Annotated in this window: 21 protein-coding genes; all 21 read left to right on the top strand. The window is 40.4% G+C overall.

Translation table 11 applies throughout. The annotated features are described in order from the left end of the window. Positions 1-7 precede the first annotated feature (7 nt). The 21 genes from ftsY to tsf all read left to right on the top strand — a co-directional run bounded on the left by ftsY (position 8) and on the right by tsf (position 19428). The gene (gene ftsY / locus BN2425_RS06140) at positions 8-997 is read left to right on the top strand and encodes a signal recognition particle-docking protein FtsY (RefSeq protein ID WP_042456313.1); all 990 of its coding nucleotides are present in this window, start codon (positions 8-10) and stop codon (positions 995-997) included. Between the two features lie 84 nt (positions 998-1081). After that, positions 1082-1414 carry a putative DNA-binding protein gene (locus BN2425_RS06145; protein WP_042456315.1) on the top strand — a complete coding sequence of 111 codons (333 nt, stop codon included), beginning with the start codon at positions 1082-1084 and terminating at the stop codon, positions 1412-1414. 12 nt (positions 1415-1426) lie between these two features. Continuing rightward, entirely contained in the window at positions 1427-2779 is a 1353-nt protein-coding gene (gene ffh, locus BN2425_RS06150) for a signal recognition particle protein (protein ID WP_042456318.1), read from the top strand. A gap of 140 nt (positions 2780-2919) precedes the next feature. Continuing rightward, entirely contained in the window at positions 2920-3192 is a 273-nt protein-coding gene (gene rpsP, locus BN2425_RS06155) for a 30S ribosomal protein S16 (RefSeq protein WP_042456320.1), read from the top strand. Between the two features lie 12 nt (positions 3193-3204). Continuing rightward, positions 3205-3435 (top strand): KH domain-containing protein, encoded by a 231-nt coding sequence (locus tag BN2425_RS06160; protein WP_042456323.1) that lies wholly within the window; start codon positions 3205-3207, stop codon positions 3433-3435. 88 nt (positions 3436-3523) lie between these two features. After that, positions 3524-3910 (top strand): YlqD family protein, encoded by a 387-nt coding sequence (locus tag BN2425_RS06165; protein ID WP_042456326.1) that lies wholly within the window; start codon positions 3524-3526, stop codon positions 3908-3910. Between the two features lie 14 nt (positions 3911-3924). Next, positions 3925-4443, top strand: coding sequence for a ribosome maturation factor RimM (gene rimM / locus BN2425_RS06170; protein WP_042456330.1), 519 nt, complete (start codon positions 3925-3927; stop codon positions 4441-4443). Beyond that, positions 4443-5180, top strand: a complete 738-nt coding sequence (gene trmD, locus BN2425_RS06175; RefSeq protein WP_154663468.1) for a tRNA (guanosine(37)-N1)-methyltransferase TrmD — start codon at positions 4443-4445, stop codon at positions 5178-5180. The genes rimM and trmD overlap by 1 nt, the downstream gene beginning before the upstream one ends. 147 nt (positions 5181-5327) lie before the next feature. Further along, positions 5328-5672: a 50S ribosomal protein L19 gene (rplS, locus tag BN2425_RS06180; protein WP_042456336.1), complete on the top strand. Its 345-nt coding sequence runs from the start codon at positions 5328-5330 to the stop codon at positions 5670-5672. Between the two features lie 198 nt (positions 5673-5870). Then, positions 5871-6428, top strand: a complete 558-nt coding sequence (gene lepB / locus BN2425_RS06185) for a signal peptidase I (protein WP_042456339.1) — start codon at positions 5871-5873, stop codon at positions 6426-6428. A gap of 21 nt (positions 6429-6449) precedes the next feature. Continuing rightward, the gene (gene ylqF, locus BN2425_RS06190) at positions 6450-7322 is read left to right on the top strand and encodes a ribosome biogenesis GTPase YlqF (protein WP_042456342.1); all 873 of its coding nucleotides are present in this window, start codon (positions 6450-6452) and stop codon (positions 7320-7322) included. Positions 7323-7374: 52 nt separating this feature from the next. Further along, a complete protein-coding gene (locus tag BN2425_RS06195) occupies positions 7375-8157 on the top strand; it encodes a ribonuclease HII (protein ID WP_042456344.1) in 783 nt (260 codons plus the stop codon). 499 nt (positions 8158-8656) lie between these two features. Then, complete coding sequence (sucC, locus tag BN2425_RS06200; RefSeq protein ID WP_042456347.1) at positions 8657-9817, top strand: ADP-forming succinate--CoA ligase subunit beta; 1161 nt, start codon at positions 8657-8659, stop codon at positions 9815-9817. 23 nt (positions 9818-9840) lie between these two features. Next, positions 9841-10743, top strand: a complete 903-nt coding sequence (gene sucD, locus BN2425_RS06205) for a succinate--CoA ligase subunit alpha (protein WP_042456349.1) — start codon at positions 9841-9843, stop codon at positions 10741-10743. A gap of 87 nt (positions 10744-10830) precedes the next feature. After that, on the top strand, positions 10831-11703 hold the full coding sequence (dprA, locus tag BN2425_RS06210) for a DNA-processing protein DprA (RefSeq protein WP_042456352.1): 873 nt from the start codon (positions 10831-10833) through the stop codon (positions 11701-11703). A gap of 320 nt (positions 11704-12023) precedes the next feature. Then, entirely contained in the window at positions 12024-14102 is a 2079-nt protein-coding gene (topA, locus tag BN2425_RS06215; protein ID WP_042456355.1) for a type I DNA topoisomerase, read from the top strand. 515 nt (positions 14103-14617) lie between these two features. Further along, positions 14618-15160 (top strand): ATP-dependent protease subunit HslV, encoded by a 543-nt coding sequence (hslV, locus tag BN2425_RS06220; RefSeq protein ID WP_042456359.1) that lies wholly within the window; start codon positions 14618-14620, stop codon positions 15158-15160. 22 nt (positions 15161-15182) lie between these two features. Beyond that, positions 15183-16586 carry an HslU--HslV peptidase ATPase subunit gene (gene hslU, locus BN2425_RS06225; protein ID WP_042456361.1) on the top strand — a complete coding sequence of 468 codons (1404 nt, stop codon included), beginning with the start codon at positions 15183-15185 and terminating at the stop codon, positions 16584-16586. 99 nt (positions 16587-16685) lie between these two features. Further along, positions 16686-17465 carry a GTP-sensing pleiotropic transcriptional regulator CodY gene (codY, locus tag BN2425_RS06230; RefSeq protein WP_042456363.1) on the top strand — a complete coding sequence of 260 codons (780 nt, stop codon included), beginning with the start codon at positions 16686-16688 and terminating at the stop codon, positions 17463-17465. Positions 17466-17661: 196 nt separating this feature from the next. Beyond that, a complete protein-coding gene (gene rpsB / locus BN2425_RS06235; RefSeq protein WP_042456366.1) occupies positions 17662-18366 on the top strand; it encodes a 30S ribosomal protein S2 in 705 nt (234 codons plus the stop codon). Between the two features lie 177 nt (positions 18367-18543). Further along, positions 18544-19428: a translation elongation factor Ts gene (gene tsf / locus BN2425_RS06240; protein WP_042456369.1), complete on the top strand. Its 885-nt coding sequence runs from the start codon at positions 18544-18546 to the stop codon at positions 19426-19428. Positions 19429-19504 lie beyond the last annotated feature (76 nt).

Here is a 19504-nt window from a genome sequence, read left to right on the forward strand (position 1 = left end):
TGAGACAATGAGTTTTTTTAAGAAATTAAAGGAAAAAATCACGAAATCAACGGATAACGTGACCGAAAAGTTTAAGGATGGGTTAGCGAAAACCAGAGATAGTTTTTCCGGTAAAGTAAATGACCTGATTGCCCGCTATCGCAAGGTAGACGAGGAGTTTTTTGAAGAGCTTGAGGAGATATTAATTCAAGCTGATGTCGGTTTTGATACGGTTATGAAGCTAATTGATGAATTAAAATTTGAAGTGAAGCGCCGCAACATCCAAGATCCAGCTGATGTGCAAAGTGTCATTTCCGAAAAGTTGGTTGACATTTATAACGCGGGAGAGGAACAATCTTCCGACTTAAATATCCAGCAGGGCAGCCTGACAGTCATCCTATTTGTCGGCGTAAATGGGGTCGGAAAAACAACGACAATTGGAAAGCTTGCCTATAAGTTTAAGAGTGAAGGAAAAAAAGTTCTTTTGGCTGCAGGCGATACCTTTCGTGCGGGAGCGATTGATCAGCTTGAGGTTTGGGGCAATCGTGTCGGGGTAGAGACCATTAAGCAGGCGGAAGGCTCTGATCCGGCAGCGGTCATGTTTGATGCGATTCAAGCGGCAAAATCAAGAAACGCTGATATCCTGCTGTGCGATACGGCGGGACGGCTCCAGAACAAAGTAAACCTAATGAAGGAGCTGGAAAAAGTCAAACGGGTCATTGAAAGAGAAATCCCTGGCGCTCCGCATGAAGTCTTGCTTGTATTGGATGCAACAACCGGTCAAAATGCACTAGTCCAAGCCAAAACATTTAAAGAAGCTACCAATGTAACCGGCATTGTATTGTCTAAATTGGACGGAACTGCCAAAGGTGGTATTGTATTGGCAATCCGAAATGAATTGAAAATTCCTGTTAAGTTCGTAGGTTTAGGAGAAAAAATGGATGACCTGCAGAAGTTTGATCCCGAAAAATATGTATATGGTTTATTTGCTGAACAAATAGAACAGACTGATGAATGACTGTAAAGAGAATTTTCTTGACAGCTAGCAGGGAACTGGGTAAACTACTTTGTAAAGGTGCTTCACTTAACAAGGGGGATTAGCATGCTTGAAAAGACAACGCGAATGAATTATCTGTATGATTTTTATTATTCGCTTCTGACTCCCAAACAGCAAAGCTATATGTCTCTCTATTATTTAGATGATTATTCGCTTGGCGAAATTGCGGAAGAATATGAGATCAGCCGTCAGGCCGTCTACGATAATATCAAACGGACTGAAGCCATGCTCGAGGAGTATGAAGAAAAGCTCTTATTATTCCATAAATTTCAGCAGCGTTCCGCTCTCATTAAACAATTGAATCAATTGCTTAATGAGGAGAACCCATCCAAACAAGCGATGCAGGCAATAGTCGCTGAGCTTGGAAAATTAGATTAGGAGGCGGCATAAATGGCATTTGAAGGATTAGCCGACCGACTGCAGAATACAATCCAAAAAATCCGCGGCAAAGGCAAAGTTTCCGAAGCGGATGTAAAGGAAATGATGCGTGAAGTTCGTCTTGCTTTATTAGAAGCCGACGTTAACTTTAAAGTCGTCAAGGACTTTGTAAGAAAAGTCAGTGAACGTGCTGTTGGGCAAGAGGTGTTAAAAAGCCTAACCCCTGGCCAGCAAATTATTAAAATCGTTAATGAGGAATTAACCGCTCTGATGGGAGGCGAACAGAGCAAAATTGCTGTTTCCAACCGTCCACCAACGGTCATCATGATGGTTGGGCTTCAGGGAGCTGGTAAAACTACAACAACTGGTAAGTTGTCGCTTTTGCTTCGAAAAAAGTACAATCGAAAGCCATTGCTCGTTGCAGCTGATATTTATCGGCCTGCAGCGATTAAACAGCTCGAAACGCTTGGCAAACAACTAGACATGCCTGTATTCTCACTAGGCGATCAAGTAAGTCCTGTGGAAATCGCCAGACAAGCGATCGAAAAGGCCAAGGAAGAACATCATGATTATGTCCTGATTGATACCGCTGGTCGTCTCCATGTTGATGAGGCGCTAATGGGAGAGTTAAAGGATATTAAAGAGCTAGCTAAACCTGATGAAATCTTTCTTGTGGTCGACGCAATGACAGGGCAAGACGCTGTCAATGTCGCCCAAAGCTTTAATGAACAGCTCGGTCTTACCGGAGTTGTACTGACCAAGCTTGATGGCGATACTCGTGGCGGGGCTGCGCTTTCCATCCGGGCAGTAACTCAAACACCGATAAAGTTTATTGGTTTAGGTGAGAAAATGGACGCCCTAGAGCCATTTCATCCTGAACGTATGGCTTCCAGGATTCTGGGCATGGGTGATGTGTTAACACTCATTGAGAAAGCACAAGCAAGTGTGGATGAACAAAAGGCAAAAGAATTAGAACAAAAAATGCGGACTGCAACGTTTACATTAGATGATTTTCTCGATCAACTTGGACAGGTCCGCAAGCTTGGACCACTTGATGAATTGCTGAAAATGATGCCAGGCGCCAACAAAATCAAAGGACTTAATAATCTACAAATTGATGAAAAACAAATTGCCCATGTTGAAGCCATTATTAAATCAATGACCAAGGCAGAAAAAACTCATCCAGAAATTCTTAATTCGAACCGTAAGCGCCGGATTGCCAAAGGCAGCGGCCGGCCGGTAGCAGAAGTTAACCGACTGTTAAAACAGTTCGAGGATATGAAAAAAATGATGAAACAAATGTCTGGCATGCAGATGAAAGCAAAGAAAAAGGGCGGATTCAAATTCCCGTTTAAACCGTTCTAACAAAAATAGATTGGTCTTCAGAAGTTTGTTGATGTTATTTTATGGTAATAATGTGATGTAAAGAAAAAACACTTTACAAATCATTTAACAATTGATATTATACTATCTTGTGTGAAACTATTCGGAGGTGCTTATTAATTATGGCAGTAAAAATTCGTTTAAAACGTATGGGAGCAAAGAAAACTCCTTTCTATCGTATTGTAGTAGCTGATTCTCGTTCACCACGTGATGGACGTTTCATTGATACAGTTGGAACTTACAATCCAGTTGCTGAACCAGCTGTAGTTGAAATCAACGAAGAACTAGCTCTTAAATGGTTACAAAATGGTGCGAAGCCATCTGACACAGTACGTAACCTGTTCTCTAATCAAGGCATTATGGAAAAATTCCACAATGCAAAATTAGGCAAATAATCATAGGTTCCTATGAAAGAACTTATTGAAACAATCGTAAAGCCCCTTGTTGATTTTCCGGAAGATGTTCAAGTGAATGTCATGGAGGAGCCAACTAGAGTTACCTATCATTTAACTGTCAACAGAACAGACATTGGTAAAGTGATCGGTAAACAAGGGCGTGTTGCAAAGGCCATTAGGACTGTTGTTTATGCAGCAGGATCATCACAACAAAAGAAAATTTTTCTGGAAATTGGTGAATAGCTTTTTGCATCTAGAGGAAAGGGGGGATAAAAATCCCCCCTTTTTTGCTATAACCTTTATGACCTGGATACGTGAAGGAGGCTGCCTAATGCAAATTATTCAAACGGTTGTGGTCAAACAAATTCTAACGGAAAAAAGCAAGCAGGGGCTATTGGCAAAGTATCAGACACAAAGGCTGCAGTTGCAGAAGGAATGTGACCAGCTCTTGTTTGAATTTAAACGGATGGAGAAAACCAAAACCTATTCTGTCGATACACTAAAAAAACATTTTGATAAAGAGATTCAAGTTCGGAAGGAAAAAGTGAAGCTTCTTGAGTTTCAAATGGAACAACTACATATCCTACCAATAGGCAGTGAGTTAGCAGAAAAGGAAGTTCAGGCTCTTATAGAGGTCAAGGCGGGCGATGTTTGGGAGGCTGTTTCCAAAGAGCACGCAATTATTATTAAAGATGGAATCGTTGAGGAAATTAGATAGAGGGTGATAGATGGATGGAACAATGGTTTAATGTCGGCAAAATTGTCAATACTCACGGAGTCAAAGGAGAGGTGCGTATCATCTCCAAAACAGATTTTCCTGAACAGCGTTATCAACCAGGAAATAAGCTGTTCTTATTTTTACCAAAAGCGCAAGCCCCGATTGAATTGACAGTTAAAAGCCACCGGACCCATAAAAACTTTGATTTATTGGTTTTTGAAGGTTATGAAAATATGAATGAGGTTGAAAAATTCAAAGAAGGAATTTTAAAAGTACCTGAGTCGCAGTTAACTGATCTTGAAGAGGATGAATTTTATTTTCACGAAATCATCGGCTGCCGTGTCGTGACAACTTCTGGAAATGAAATCGGGAAAATTACCGAGATTCTAACGCCCGGTGCTAACGATGTTTGGGTAGTTAAAGATGCTCATGGTAAGGAAGTTCTAATCCCCTATATCCAAGATGTCGTACAGAAAGTCGATGTTCAGGAAAAGTTAGTGACCATTGAACCAATGGAAGGATTATTATCATGATGAAAATTGACATCCTGACACTTTTTCCGGAAATGTTTGCCGGGGTATTAGGTTCCTCCATGTTACATAAGGCGCAAGAGAAGGAGGCCGTTGAATATAATTTGGTCAACTTTCGTGAATTTGCGGATAACAAGCACTCAACGGTTGATGATTATCCTTATGGAGGAGGCGCGGGGATGGTCTTAATGCCGCAACCGATTTTTGATGCGGTTGCGGCCATTAAGGAAAAGGCAAGTACCACCCCCCGGGTTATTCTGTTGTGTCCCCAAGGGACAAGGCATGACCAAAAGAAGGCGGAGGAATTAGCCAAAGAGGAACATCTGATTTTTATTTGTGGACACTACGAGGGTTATGATGAACGAATTCGGGAGCATCTGGTCACGGATGAAATTTCCATCGGGGATTATGTATTAACTGGCGGTGAACTCGGGGCGATGGTTGTGATTGATAGTGTGGTCAGGCTTTTGCCTGAAGTTCTGGGAAATCAGGAATCACACCAAAAGGACTCATTCTCAACCGGTCTTCTGGAGCATCCACACTATACTAGACCGGCTGATTTCCGTGGCATGAAGGTACCAGAAGTACTGATGTCCGGAAATCATCGGCATATTGAAGAATGGCGCAATAAAGAGGCATTGAGACGAACATTGACCAGAAGGCCTGATTTATTAGACAAAATAGAACTGACTCCGGAGCAAAAAAAATGGCTAGAAGAAGTGAAAAAAGAATCTAAGTAGTATTGCGGACTCCTGCCATTTATGTTATGATACATCTTGTGACTTTGAGCTGATAGTTTTCAGGTTAAGTCTTATAACGATGTTCCGCTGCATTTTTTATTACAATGATTGTTATGCATGAGCATCTGTTGGAAGGAGTTGAAAACGATGCATAAAATTATTGAAGAAATCACAAAAGAACAACTTCGTTCAGATCTTCCTACGTTCCGTCCTGGTGATACTGTACGTGTACACGTAAAAGTTATCGAGGGAACTCGTGAGCGTATTCAGATCTTTGAAGGTGTTGTGATTAAGCGTCGTGGTGGTGGAATCAGCGAAACTTTCACAGTACGTAAAGTTTCTTACGGTGTAGGCGTTGAGCGTACATTCCCTGTACACACACCAAAAATTGCGAAGCTTGAAGTTATTCGCCGCGGTAAAGTCCGCCGTGCAAAACTTTACTACTTGCGTAACCTTCGCGGTAAAAAAGCTCGTATTAAAGAAATCCGATAATATGAGAAAAGAGCTTGCTGTGCAGGCTCTTTTTTTATACATAACCTACAACTGAGAAAATAGGGGATAAATGGAACCTGATTGGTCAAAATATTAAAGTTTCATTAAAACCCTTATCCCATCGTGTTAATTGGATGTTATTTATGTAAAATAGGCTTTATATAAGATATTTTTGTGCAGGAATGGTGGGGACATAGAATGACAAAAAAGAAGAATGAACTTTGGGAATGGACAAAGGCACTGTTAATAGCGGTCATATTGGCGGCTGTAATTCGCTATTTTCTGTTTGCGCCTATTGTAGTAGATGGATTATCTATGATGCCGACTTTAAAGGACCAGGACAGAATGATTGTCAGTAAAATAAGCTATAAAATCGGTGAACCTAGACGATTTGATATCATCGTGTTTCATGCACCTGAACAAAAAGATTACATAAAGCGCGTGATTGGTCTGCCAGGCGATACCATTGAATATAAAAATGATACTTTGTATGTGAATGGAAAAGCGTATAAAGAGCCGTACTTGGATGAATATAAAAAGCAGGTTCAAGATGGTCCGCTGACGGATCCGTTTACGCTGGAAGAAAAAATTGGCCGTAAGACTGTTCCTGAAGGCGAATTGTTTGTTATGGGTGATAATCGCCGTTTTAGTAAGGATTCCAGGCATATCGGTACCGTTCCAATGGAAAAAGTCATTGGCAAAACCAGTATTGTTTATTGGCCTTTAAAAGATGCTCATATTGTGTCTGTAAAATAGAATGTTTGGGAGGTGACTGCTTTGACGATCCAATGGTTTCCTGGCCATATGGCCAAGGCTCGCAGAGAGGTCACAGAAAAGTTAAAATTAGTTGATATTATTTTTGAATTAGTAGATGCGAGAATTCCTTATTCATCAAGAAATCCAATGATTGACGAAATTATCCAACACAAGCCAAGACTTGTTTTATTAAACAAAGCGGACATGGCTGATAAAGATGTCACCAAGGAATGGATCGCCTATTTTGAGAAACAAGGTGTAAAGGCTATCGCAATTAATTCTCAAGCTGGCGAAGGAATGAAAAAAATTACCCAGGCCGCCCAAGGGCTTTTAAAAGAAAAATTTGACCGGATGAGGGCAAAAGGGGTAAAGCCTAGGGCTATCCGGGCTATGATTGTAGGAATCCCGAATGCAGGAAAATCTACTTTAATTAACCGGTTAGCCAAGAAAAATATTGCTAAAACGGGGAACACGCCAGGTGTGACGAAGGCTCAGCAATGGATAAAGGTCGGTAAGGAAATGGAGCTTTTAGATACACCGGGGATTCTGTGGCCAAAGTTTGAGGACCAAGAGGTTGGGATGAAACTCGCCATCACTGGAGCGATTAAAGATACTTTGTTGAATCTTCAGGACCTGACGATTTATGCCATAAGGTTTTTAGAACGGCAATATCCTGAACGATTGCAGGAACGTTATCAGTTAACCGATATACCTGAGGATGTGGTCGCTTTATTTGATCATATCGGCAAACTTCGCGGCTGTCTGTCAGGTGGGGGACTGATTGATTATGATAAGGTGGCTGAACTGGTCATCAGAGAAATTCGCTCTGAAAAATTTGGACCTCTTTCGTTTGAACGCCCCGCCGATATACAAAACTTACAAGAAAATGAATAGATTGGAGCTCTCTTTGAAGGGCTCCCTTATTATGAAAACACAGGTGTAGAACATGAAACCGAAATCAATTGCAGAAATTGAACAAATCCTTAAAACCACTGAAAGCATCTCCGTACAGTTGATTCAAGAACTTGAGCAGGATGAGCGCAAGGGTGTACAATCACTCCTGGTAAAATGGAAAAAGCAACAGCAACACGAAAAATCTCTTAAGGAAAAATTTTATGAAATGACACACTTTGAGCGCTTGTATCGCGGTCAAGGTTTTCATATGATTGCGGGAATCGATGAAGTTGGCCGCGGACCGCTTGCAGGGCCAGTGGTGACTGCTGCAGTCATCTTACCTGAGGACTTTTTTTTAGCAGGGATTGATGATTCTAAAAAGCTTACAGAAAAGAAACGCTTGGAGTTCGATGCAATCATTAGAGAAAAAGCTTTAGCGGTAAGTGTCACAATGATTGATGCACAGGAAATTGATCAACTCAATATCTATCAAGCAACGAAAAAGGCGATGAAAACAGCCATTGCTTCGTTAACACCCGCACCCGATTTTTTGCTGATTGATGCCATGAAATTAGAGACACCATTTCCTTCGGAATCCATCGTAAAGGGTGATGCCAAAAGTATCTCGATTGCGGCAGCATCCATCGTGGCTAAGGTGGCAAGAGATCAATTAATGAAGGAGTTAGCTGCTACATATCCAGCCTATGGTTTTGCACATAACGCGGGTTACGGAACGAAGGAACATATTGAAGCCATACACAAGTTTGGCATTACGCCGTATCATCGAAAAAGCTTTGCACCGGTAAAAGAAGTTCTCGATTTACAAAAGCACTAGAAAGCAGGCTGTGCATTGCACTTCTTTAGGTTACTCTACTTACTGTGATTAGAGTAGAAGTGTGAAGACGCGTGGAATGGTTCAGGGTTGTAATTTTTAGACCTCCGGGAGTGCTTAGCTTATGACAATCCCGCAGTCGCTCTGAGTGCCTAGGAGGCTCCCCCCCAGCACGTTAGAAGCACTTGGGGCGGAAAACAGGCCTCATAGCAGACAGGCCCTTCGGAAATTGAATATTAAATTCCAAACAAAATAAAATAAAACCAAGAAATACACGAACTCTACTATTTAAACGGGCTGCTTAGCCCGTTTTTTATTATGGTTAAAAAATACTAGATTCCAATGATTTAGCCGCTTTTACTTATTTTTTAAGCCAATATATTATTCATAATATTAAGATGAGTATAATTTTTTGAACTAAAAAGTAGACAAGGTATGTTACATTATATAAAATGAAAACGGAGTCAATTTTTCAAAGAGTATGATTTTAGGAGGATGGGAAATGAATATCCATGAGTATCAAGGGAAAGAAATCCTCAGAAAATATGGGGTTACCGTTCCAAATGGTAAAGTGGCATTCACGGTTGAAGAAGCGGTTGAAGCCGCACAAGAACTAGGCACACAGGTTTGTGTTGTGAAGGCACAAATTCATGCCGGCGGACGGGGAAAAGCTGGCGGAGTTAAAGTGGCGAAAAACCTTGACGAGGTTCGTACATATGCCAGTGAAATTTTAGGAAAAACCTTGGTAACACACCAAACTGGCCCTGAAGGAAAAGAAGTAAAGCGCCTCCTAATTGAAGAAGGCTGTGATATTAAAAAGGAATACTATGTTGGCTTAGTCTTAGATCGTGCTACATCGAGAGTGGTTCTTATGGGCTCTGAAGAGGGCGGTACTGAAATTGAAGAGGTGGCAGCCAAAACGCCAGAGAAAATTTTTAAAGAAGAAATTGATCCCGTTTTAGGTTTGATGCCATATCAAGCACGTCGACTGGCTTTCAATATTAATATTCCTAAAGAGCTTGTGAATCAAGCAGTCAAGTTTATGACTGGTTTGTACAATGCTTATATAGATAAAGACTGCTCAATTGCCGAGATTAATCCTCTTGTGGTAACTGGTGATGGAAAAGTTATGGCTTTAGATGCCAAATTGAATTTTGATTCTAATGCTTTGTTCCGTCAAAAAGATGTTTTGGAATATCGTGACTTAGAGGAAGAAGATCCAAAAGAGATTGAGGCTTCCAAATATGATTTGAGCTATATCGCTCTAGATGGCAATATTGGCTGCATGGTTAATGGTGCTGGACTAGCGATGGCAACAATGGATATTATCAAGCATTATGGCGGTGACCCAGCCAACTTCCTTGATGTGGGCGGCGGTGCTACTGCTGAAAAAGTAACGGAAGCATTTAAAATTATCCTTTCTGATCCAAACGTAAAAGGTATTTTTGTCAATATCTTTGGCGGAATCATGAAATGTGATGTAATTGCTGAAGGTGTCGTTGAAGCAGCCAAGCAGGTAGGGCTTTCCATTCCTCTTGTTGTTCGTTTAGAAGGAACAAACGTAGACTTAGGAAAGAAAATCCTTTCTGAGTCAGGACTGAACATACTTGCGGCAGAATCCATGGCAGACGGTGCACAAAAAATCGTTTCATTAGTGAAATAGGATCGACGAAAGGGGAAATAATCGTGAGTGTTTTTATTAATAAAGATACCAAAGTAATTGTTCAGGGAATCACCGGCGGGACTGCACGGTTCCATACTAAACAAATGCTTGAATATGGAACTAAAATTGTCGGTGGTACTTCACCAGGCAAGGGTGGTCAAGAAGTCGAAGGAGTTCCTGTATTTAATACGGTAAAAGAAGCAGTAGAAACAACCGGTGCAAACGCTTCTGTTGTTTACGTGCCAGCTCCATTTGCTGCTGATTCTATTATTGAGGCAGTAGATGCAGAACTAGATTTAGTTATTTGTATCACTGAGCATATTCCAGTACTAGATATGGTAAAAGTAAAACGTTATATGGAAGGTAAGAAAACTCGTCTTGTTGGTCCTAACTGCCCAGGTGTCATTACGGCAGATGAATGCAAAATTGGTATTATGCCAGGTTATATTCATAAGAAAGGCCATGTTGGAGTTGTATCGCGCTCTGGAACATTAACATACGAGGCTGTACATCAGTTAACACAGGCAGGAATCGGCCAAACAACTGCAGTTGGTATTGGCGGCGACCCTGTAAACGGAACAAACTTCATCGATGTGCTAAAAGCATTTAATGAAGACCCAGAAACTTATGCCGTAATTATGATTGGTGAAATTGGCGGTACTGCGGAAGAAGAAGCTGCAGAGTGGGTTAAAGCCAACATGACTAAACCGGTCGTCGGCTTTATCGGCGGACGTACGGCACCTCCAGGAAAACGCATGGGCCACGCTGGTGCGATTATTTCCGGAGGAAAAGGAACAGCAGATGAAAAAATTAAAGCGATGAATGCTGCAGGAATTAAAGTAGCTGAGACACCTTCGGTAATGGGAGAAACGTTAATTGAGGTCCTTAAAGAGAAGGGTCTATACGAAGAATGTAAAACTCACTAATATGTAGCAAACTGCGAGAAAAGACAGATAGTCCCTCTTAACGTGAGGGGCTATTTGGTTTATCACGATGGAGGCTGATTCATATATATGGATGAATTTAAAGAAAAACTGATTGCATTGCTCCATTATCCCAACAGTTCTTGGAACTTTGTCTATCAAACCTTAAAAAGGGACCCGATGCTTCAAACTTTTCAACCCGCACAACTAAGTTTTCAACTGGTCACTTCCTCAAATTCCTATTCTCCGAATAATCCCGTAAGTTTTTCTCATTCTGCTGAAACTCTGCATGAACAAATTCGTCAATACCAATCCAATGATATTTCCGTGATCACCATCTTTGACCCAGAATACCCATCCAATTTAAAAGAAATATATCAGCCGCCTTGGGCATTGTTTGTAAAAGGCGATGTATCACTGCTAAAAAGAGAATATATGCTTGCAGTTGTAGGTTCACGCCAGGCAACACAGTACGGAAGAAATGCGATCCGATTAATTTTCCCGGAATTAATCCAAAATGGCATTGTAATTGTTAGTGGGCTGGCTCGAGGAATTGATGCACTTGCCCATGAATATGCTGTAAAAAACGGGGGCAATACCATAGCTGTGATAGCAGGTGGACACTATCACATCTATCCAAAAGAAAACGTGGATTTAGCAACAGAATTAATGAAAACACAGCTTGTGGTATCGGAATATCCGCCAGATACCAAGCCGCAAAGGTGGCATTTTCCCGCTAGAAATCGTATTATTAGCGGTATGTCACGTGGGACGTTGATTATTGAAGCAAAAAGGAAAAGTGGTTCCCTGATTACAGCCAATTATGCCGTTAATGAGGGTCGAGATGTGTTTTCATTGCCCGGAAGCATTTTTAACCCTTTTTCAGTTGGTGCTAATGAATTAATTCAGCAAGGGGCAAAATTAGTAACATGTGCAGCAGATATATTAGAAGAAATGAGATAAAATAGTGACAATATATTGGGGATTTTTGTGGCTTTTTCGAAAAAATGAAAAAAAATCAACTAAAAAGGTTGAAATTCTTTCTAATATGTATTACATTTTCCAACAGATGTTCGAAAAAAAGAATAACTGAAATAAAACAAATAATGGTGTCATAAATATAGAATTTAACTAGACTGGGATAGGGGAGTTTTGTAAAGGTATTTTTTTAAAGCAAAGGTGTAATAACTGAATTTAGAAACCTTCCCAACGATAAGCATTTTAGAAAAAGGCATTTGCCTCTTTCTTAGCTTAACACTCCCTCTTAAGGAGGACTTTTTAGAATGTCAGATTTTCTTGTAATTGTAGAATCGCCAGCAAAGGCGAAAACGATAGAGCGGTATTTAGGCAGTAAGTATAAAGTAAGAGCTTCAATGGGCCATGTCCGGGATTTGCCCCGCAGTCAGACAGGCGTGGATGTTGAGAATAACTACGAACCAAAATATATTACAATTCGTGGTAAAGGTCCTGTACTAAAGGAATTAAAGACCGCAGCAAAAAAGGCGAAAAAAGTTTATCTCGCAGCTGACCCGGACCGTGAAGGGGAAGCAATTGCGTGGCATCTAGCCCATAGTTTAGATGTCGATATAAACACGGATTGCCGTGTGGTTTTTAACGAAATTACCAAAGATGCGATAAAAGAATCCTTCAAGCATCCACGGCCAATCAATATGGATTTGGTAGATGCCCAGCAGGCACGAAGAATTTTGGATCGTCTCGTCGGTTATAATATCAGTCCATTGCTTTGGAAAAAGGTGAAAAAGGGTTTAAGTGCCGGCCGGGTTCAATCGGTTGCTGTAAGACTGATTATTGACCGTGAAAAAGAGATTCAAGCATTTATACCTGAAGAGTACTGGACAATTAATGGTGATTTTTTGAAAGGGAAAGATCAATTTAGTGCTAGTTTCCATAGCATTGTTGGTCATGATAAAGCGGAACTAAGCTCGGAACAAGACGTGCAAAAAATATTAAAACAATTGAAGGGCAATAAATTTACGGTTACATCTGTAGCAAAGAAAGAACGAAAAAGGAACCCGGCTCCGCCGTTTACCACATCGTCACTTCAACAGGAAGCTGCCAGGAAGTTAAACTTTCGGGCCAAGAAAACGATGATGCTTGCCCAGCAGTTGTATGAAGGGATTGAGCTTGGCAAGGAAGGGACAGTTGGTTTAATAACCTACATGAGAACGGATTCCACCCGGGTTTCTGAAGTAGCGCAATCAGAAGCTGTTGATTATATTAAATCTGAATTTGGTGAACAATTTTTAAAGACAGAACAAAAGAAAGAGAAACAACAGGCAAACGCCCAGGATGCCCATGAGGCAATACGTCCGACAAGTACGTTTAGAGACCCTAATAGTTTAAAGGAACATCTTTCAAGGGATCAGTTGCGGCTATATAAATTGATTTGGGAGCGCTTTTTAGCAAGTCAAATGGCCCAGGCAGTGATGGACACGATGAGCGTTGACTTGCAAAATGGAGATATTGTGTTTAGGGCGACAGGTTCAAAAATAAAGTTTCCAGGTTTTATGAAGGTCTATGTGGAGGGAACAGATGACCAGGTAGAAGAATCAAACAAAATGCTGCCTGATTTAAATGAAGGCGACGAAGTATTCCAGAAGGATATTGAGCCCAAGCAGCACTTTACTCAGCCTCCGCCAAGATATACAGAAGCAAGATTGGTGAAAACTCTCGAAGAACTTGGAATCGGCCGTCCTTCCACCTATGCTCCGACATTAGATACGATCCAAAAACGGGGATATGTCGCCCTAGATAATAAACGGTTTGTCCCTACGGAGTTGGGCGAAATTATAAATGAAATCATGCTTGAATTCTTCCCGGAAATTATTGATGTAGAATTTACAGCTAGGATGGAAAAAGGTCTGGATTATGTTGAGGAAGGCAAGGTCCCATGGGTTAAGGTAATTGACGAATTTTACCAGGGCTTTGAAAAGCATTTAAAAGTTGCAGAACAAGAGATGGAAAAAGTTGAAATAAAGGATGAACCAGCCGGTGAAGATTGCGAAATCTGTGGTCATCCAATGGTCTTTAAAATGGGCCGGTATGGAAAGTTTATGGCTTGCAGCAATTTCCCTGATTGCCGTAATACCAAACCAATTGTAAAGGAAATAGGCGTTGAATGTCCTAATTGCCATGAGGGGACTATTGTTGAGAGAAAAAGCAAGAAGCGCAGGATATTCTACGGCTGTAGCCGGTTTCCAGAGTGTGACTTTATCTCTTGGGATAAACCACTACCAAGAAGCTGTCCGAAGTGCGAAGGGCTCTTGGTTGAGAAAAAATTAAAAAAAGGTATTCAGGTTCAATGTGTTTCCTGTGATTATAAGGAAGAACCGCAAGCATAAGAGTGGGTGTGTCCACTCTTATGCTTTGTTATGGACAATAATCTCCGAAACAAAAAACTTTTTTGTTTTACATTCGTATAGTAAAATGCAAAATGGACTTCCTTTTACCAAAGGGATAATAGTTGAGTGTACTAAATTTAGCACAAACAATTCAGAACTTTGTGAAGGTTTTGTAAAATTTATTGCAAGGGTTGTTGAATTGTGATACTATTTAGTAGCCATTGACTGAGGGAGATTTCTGCAATTTGTGAATATTTTTTTAACTTTGTGGTTTCTGTATTTACAAATAAAGCCTATACCTTCAAAATACAAATTGAATATTTTCAACATGAAATCAGTGATTTCCTTGTTCAAGGCTGAACATAGCATGTAACCAGCAACATATGCTAAGATAGTCATCCCCATGGTAATAAATAAATAAATTTTTGTTCATCATGGAAATATAATATTTTTTTGTTACATATCTTATACGCAGAACGGAAGAAAAATGCTCCCGATAAGGAGGAACAGCAAAAATGGACCAATTTCATGCGACAACGATATTCGCCATTCATCATAACGGTAAATGTTCGATGGCCGGAGACGGACAGGTGACAATGGGAAATGCGGTAGTGATGAAGCATACAGCTAGGAAGGTCAGAAAAATTTTTAACGGTCGGGTCTTGGCCGGATTTGCAGGCTCTGTTGCTGATGCGTTTACACTGTTTGAACTGTTTGAAGGAAAATTAGAGGAATTCAATGGAAATCTTCAACGGGCTGCTGTGGAGTTAGCGAAAGAGTGGAGAAGCGATAAAGTACTTAGAAAACTCGAAGCCATGTTAATTGTGATGGATCGTGAGAGCTTGCTGTTGGTATCAGGTACCGGGGAAGTAATTGAACCGGATGACGGAATACTTGCCATTGGTTCAGGTGGCAATTATGCATTAGCTGCTGGTCGTGCCTTGAAAAGTTATTCTGGCGATCATTTGTCTGCAAAGGATATTGCTAAGGCCGCATTGGAAATAGCGGCAGATATTTGTGTATACACCAACCATAATATTATTGTTGAAGAATTATAATACGGGAAGGAGATTTTAAAAAATGGTCAGAACAACTGATTTAACCCCCCGTCAAATTGTAGAAAGACTTGATCAGTATATTATTGGGCAAAAGGATGCGAAGAAAGCGGTTGCTGTTGCGCTTCGCAATCGATATCGACGAGACTTATTGCCTGATAAGCTGCGTGACGAAATTATTCCAAAGAATATATTAATGATTGGTCCAACGGGCGTTGGTAAAACGGAAATTGCCAGGAGAATTGCCAAACTGGTTGGAGCTCCATTCATTAAAGTAGAAGCTACAAAATTTACTGAAGTGGGTTATGTGGGACGAGATGTAGAATCAATGGTACGAGATTTGGCCGAAACTTCCGTTCGTCTTGTCAAAGAGGAGCGGATGCAAAGTGTCAAAGAACGGGCGGAGGAAAACGCAAACAGCAGATTGGTAGAATTGTTAGTTCCGTCTACGAAAAAGACATCTAACTATAAAAATCCATTAGAAATGTTATTTGGCGGCGGAAATCCTACACAGGATCAAGAAGCGCCCCAAGAAGACTATTCCGTTTATGAAAAACGGAAAATTGTCAAAGAAAAATTAGCCTTAGGACAATTAGAGGAAGAAGTTGTCACGGTCGAGGTGGAAGAACAAACTCCTTCTATGTTTGATTTGCTACAAGGCTCGGGCATTGAACAAATGGGGATGAATATGCAGGATGCACTTAGCAGTTTTATGCCTAAAAAACGGAAAAAAAGAAAACTGACCGTTCGGGAGGCTAGGAAGGTTTTAACGAGTGAAGAAGCTTCGAAGCTGATTGATATGGATGAAGTCACTAGTGAAGCCATTTTCCGCGCAGAACAAAATGGTATCATATTTATCGATGAAATTGATAAGATTGCCAGCAAAAATCATGGTGGTTCCTCGGCAGATGTTTCTAGGGAAGGCGTCCAAAGAGATATTCTCCCTGTAGTCGAAGGGTCAACAGTGGTAACAAAATATGGCCCGATTAAAACCGACCATGTTTTGTTCATTGCTGCCGGTGCGTTCCACATCGCCAAACCGTCGGATTTAATCCCTGAGCTTCAAGGAAGATTCCCAATCCGTGTCGAGTTGACTAAGCTTACAGTTGAGGACTTTTATCGGATTTTAGTGGAACCAGATAACGCTCTAATTAAACAATATCAAGCATTATTGGAAACTGAAGGTATACAAATTGAATTTTCTGACGATGCTATTCGTAGAATAGCCGAAATTGCTTTCGAGGTGAATCAAAATACTGATAACATTGGAGCAAGACGACTGCATACGATTTTGGAGAAGCTATTGGAGGATCTCTCTTTCGAAGCGCCAGACATTTCCATGGACAAAATCACGATTACTCCGCAATATGTGGATGAAAAATTAGGAGCTATCTCCAAAAACAAAGACCTAAGTCAGTTTATCTTATAAATAAAGAATATCTAAAGAATTCTTTTATATGGATAAATACGCTAGAGGTTAAAACTTAAAATTTAATAATGGTTGTTGTTAACTAGGAGGAAGAAACAGATGGATTTACTTACAAAATCACGAAGAATTAATGCATTATTACAGAAAGCAGCAGGAAAGCCAGTAAACTTCAAGGAAATGGCAGAAACTTTAAGTGGAACAATCGAAGCAAATGTTTATATTGTAAGCCGCCGTGGGAAACTGTTAGGCTTCTCCATCTATCAGCAAATTGAAAACGAGCGGATGAAAAAAATGTTCGAAGACCGTCAATTTCCTGAGGAATATACCAATAGTTTGTTTGATATCAAGGAAACGTCTCCAAACCTTGGTGTTGAAAGTGATTATACAGCATTCCCTGTTGAAAACAAAGAATTGTTTAATGAAGGCTTGACCACGATCGTTCCAATTATTGGCGGCGGCGAACGTCTAGGTACGTTAATCCTTGCACGTTTGCATGAAAAGTTTCATGACGATGATCTCATCCTTGGTGAATACGGCGCAACCGTTGTTGGTATGGAAATTTTACGTGAAAAGTCAGAGGAAATTGAGGAAGAAGCTAGAAGCAAAGCCGTTGTTCAAATGGCAATTAGCTCTCTATCCTACAGTGAACTTGAAGCAATTGAGCATATCTTTGAAGAGTTAAACGGTCAAGAAGGCCTATTGGTTGCTTCAAAGATTGCTGACCGCGTCGGAATTACCCGTTCCGTTATTGTTAACGCATTAAGAAAACTTGAGAGTGCTGGTGTCATTGAATCTCGTTCCCTTGGAATGAAAGGCACTTATATTAAAGTTCTAAATGATAAATTCTTGGTAGAACTTGAAAAGCTTAAATCTCATTAATGCTCTGTCAGATTCCCAGCACTGCTGGGAATTTTTTTTCGAAACTAAACCTTGATTGTTTAAAAGCCATATGCTATATTAGTTCATGGTGTTAATACACACGCTTGGGGATTTGTCCGGATGGTGCTGTGCGTAGAACAGTTTCTGGGCAAAAATGAGCTGAGCGGAGGAAAACAAACCAATAGGAGGAACTATCATGTCAGTAATTTCAATGAAGCAATTGCTTGAAGCTGGTGTGCATTTCGGACACCAAACTCGCCGTTGGAACCCTAAGATGAAGAAATATATCTTCACAGAGCGTAACGGCATTTACATTATCGATCTTCAAAAAACAGTTAAAAAGGTTGAAGAAGCTTATAACTGGGTGAAGGAACTTTCTGCTAATGGCGGTACTATGCTATTTGTAGGTACTAAGAAACAAGCTCAAGATTCTGTTAAAGAAGAAGCACAACGTTCTGGCATGTACTACGTAAACCATCGTTGGTTAGGTGGTACTTTAACAAACTTCGAAACCATTCAAAAACGTATTGGCCGCTTAAAAGATATTGAAAGAATGGCTGAAGATGGCACTTTCGATGTACTTCCTAAGAAAGAGGTTGTACAATTAAAGAAAGAGCAAGAACGTCTTGAGAAATTCTTGGGCGGAATTAAAGATATGAAACAGCTTCCAGATGCACTGTTCATTATCGACCCTCGTAAAGAGAGAATTGCAGTAGCAGAAGCTAAAAAACTAAACATTCCAATCGTTGGTATTGTTGATACGAACTGCGACCCAGATGAAATCGATGTCGTAATTCCTGCAAACGATGATGCTATCCGTGCGGTTAAACTTTTAACTGGTAAAATGGCTGATGCCATCCTTGAAGCTAAACAAGGTGAAGAAGTACAGCCTACAGCTTAATTAAAGTGTTTTTAGAAAAGGTGATAAGAGGGAGACCCTTTATCACCTTTTTTTAAAGAAAAACTCGCTGACTAGCGAGACTTTTAGAAAAATTGCAATTAAGATGAATGTTTATCTTAGTCCCTAATGGCTAAGATAGGAGTATAGTACATAGGAAAGTTTAAGGAGGAAATAATTATGGCAATTACTGCTCAAATGGTAAAAGAATTACGTGAAAAAACTGGCGCTGGCATGATGGATTGCAAAAAAGCTTTAACTGAAACAAATGGTGATATGGATAAAGCGATTGATTACCTTCGTGAAAAAGGAATTGCAAAAGCCGCTAAAAAAGCTGACCGTATTGCAGCAGAAGGTTTAACTTCTATCGTAACGAAAGGCAACGACGCAGTGATTTTAGAGGTTAACTCTGAAACAGACTTTGTTGCTAAGAATGAAGGCTTCCAAACGCTTGTGAAAGAGGTTGCTGAACACCTGCTTGCACAGAAACCAGCAACTGTAGACGAGGCTTTAGCCCAAACCATGGAAAATGGTGCAACTGTTGCGGACCACATTAATGCTGCAATTGCTAAAATTGGCGAGAAGCTAACTCTTCGCCGTTTTACAGTTGTTTCTAAATCTGATAATGATGCTTTCGGTGCATACCTTCATATGGGTGGACGTATTTCCGTGTTAACAGTTTTAGAGGGAACTACAGATGCAGATGCTGCTAAAGATGTATCTATGCACATTGCCGCATTGAATCCTAAGTATGTGTCCCGTGACCAAGTATCACAGGAAGAAGTTGAGCATGAGCGTCAAGTGCTAACTCAGCAAGCATTAAATGAAGGCAAACCTGAAAACATTGTTCAAAAAATGGTAGAAGGACGTCTTGGCAAATACTTCGAGGATGTTTGCTTACTTGATCAAGCATTCGTAAAAGATCCAGATCAAAAAGTTCGCAAGTTTGTTGAATCAAAAGGTGCAACTGTTCGTGAATTCATCCGCTACGAAGTAGGCGAAGGCATTGAGAAGCGTGAAGATAACTTTGCTGAAGAAGTAATGAACCAAGTAAATAGACAATAGTCAACTATTCTCTAGTTCCAACAGGTAAAAATGGGAAAGTTACTGCAATAATTTTATTGAATAGGGGACACGATTG

Origin of the sequence: Neobacillus dielmonensis, from assembly GCF_000612665.1 — a bacterium.
In the GTDB taxonomy this organism is placed as follows: Bacteria; Bacillota; Bacilli; order Bacillales; family Cytobacillaceae; genus Neobacillus; species Neobacillus dielmonensis.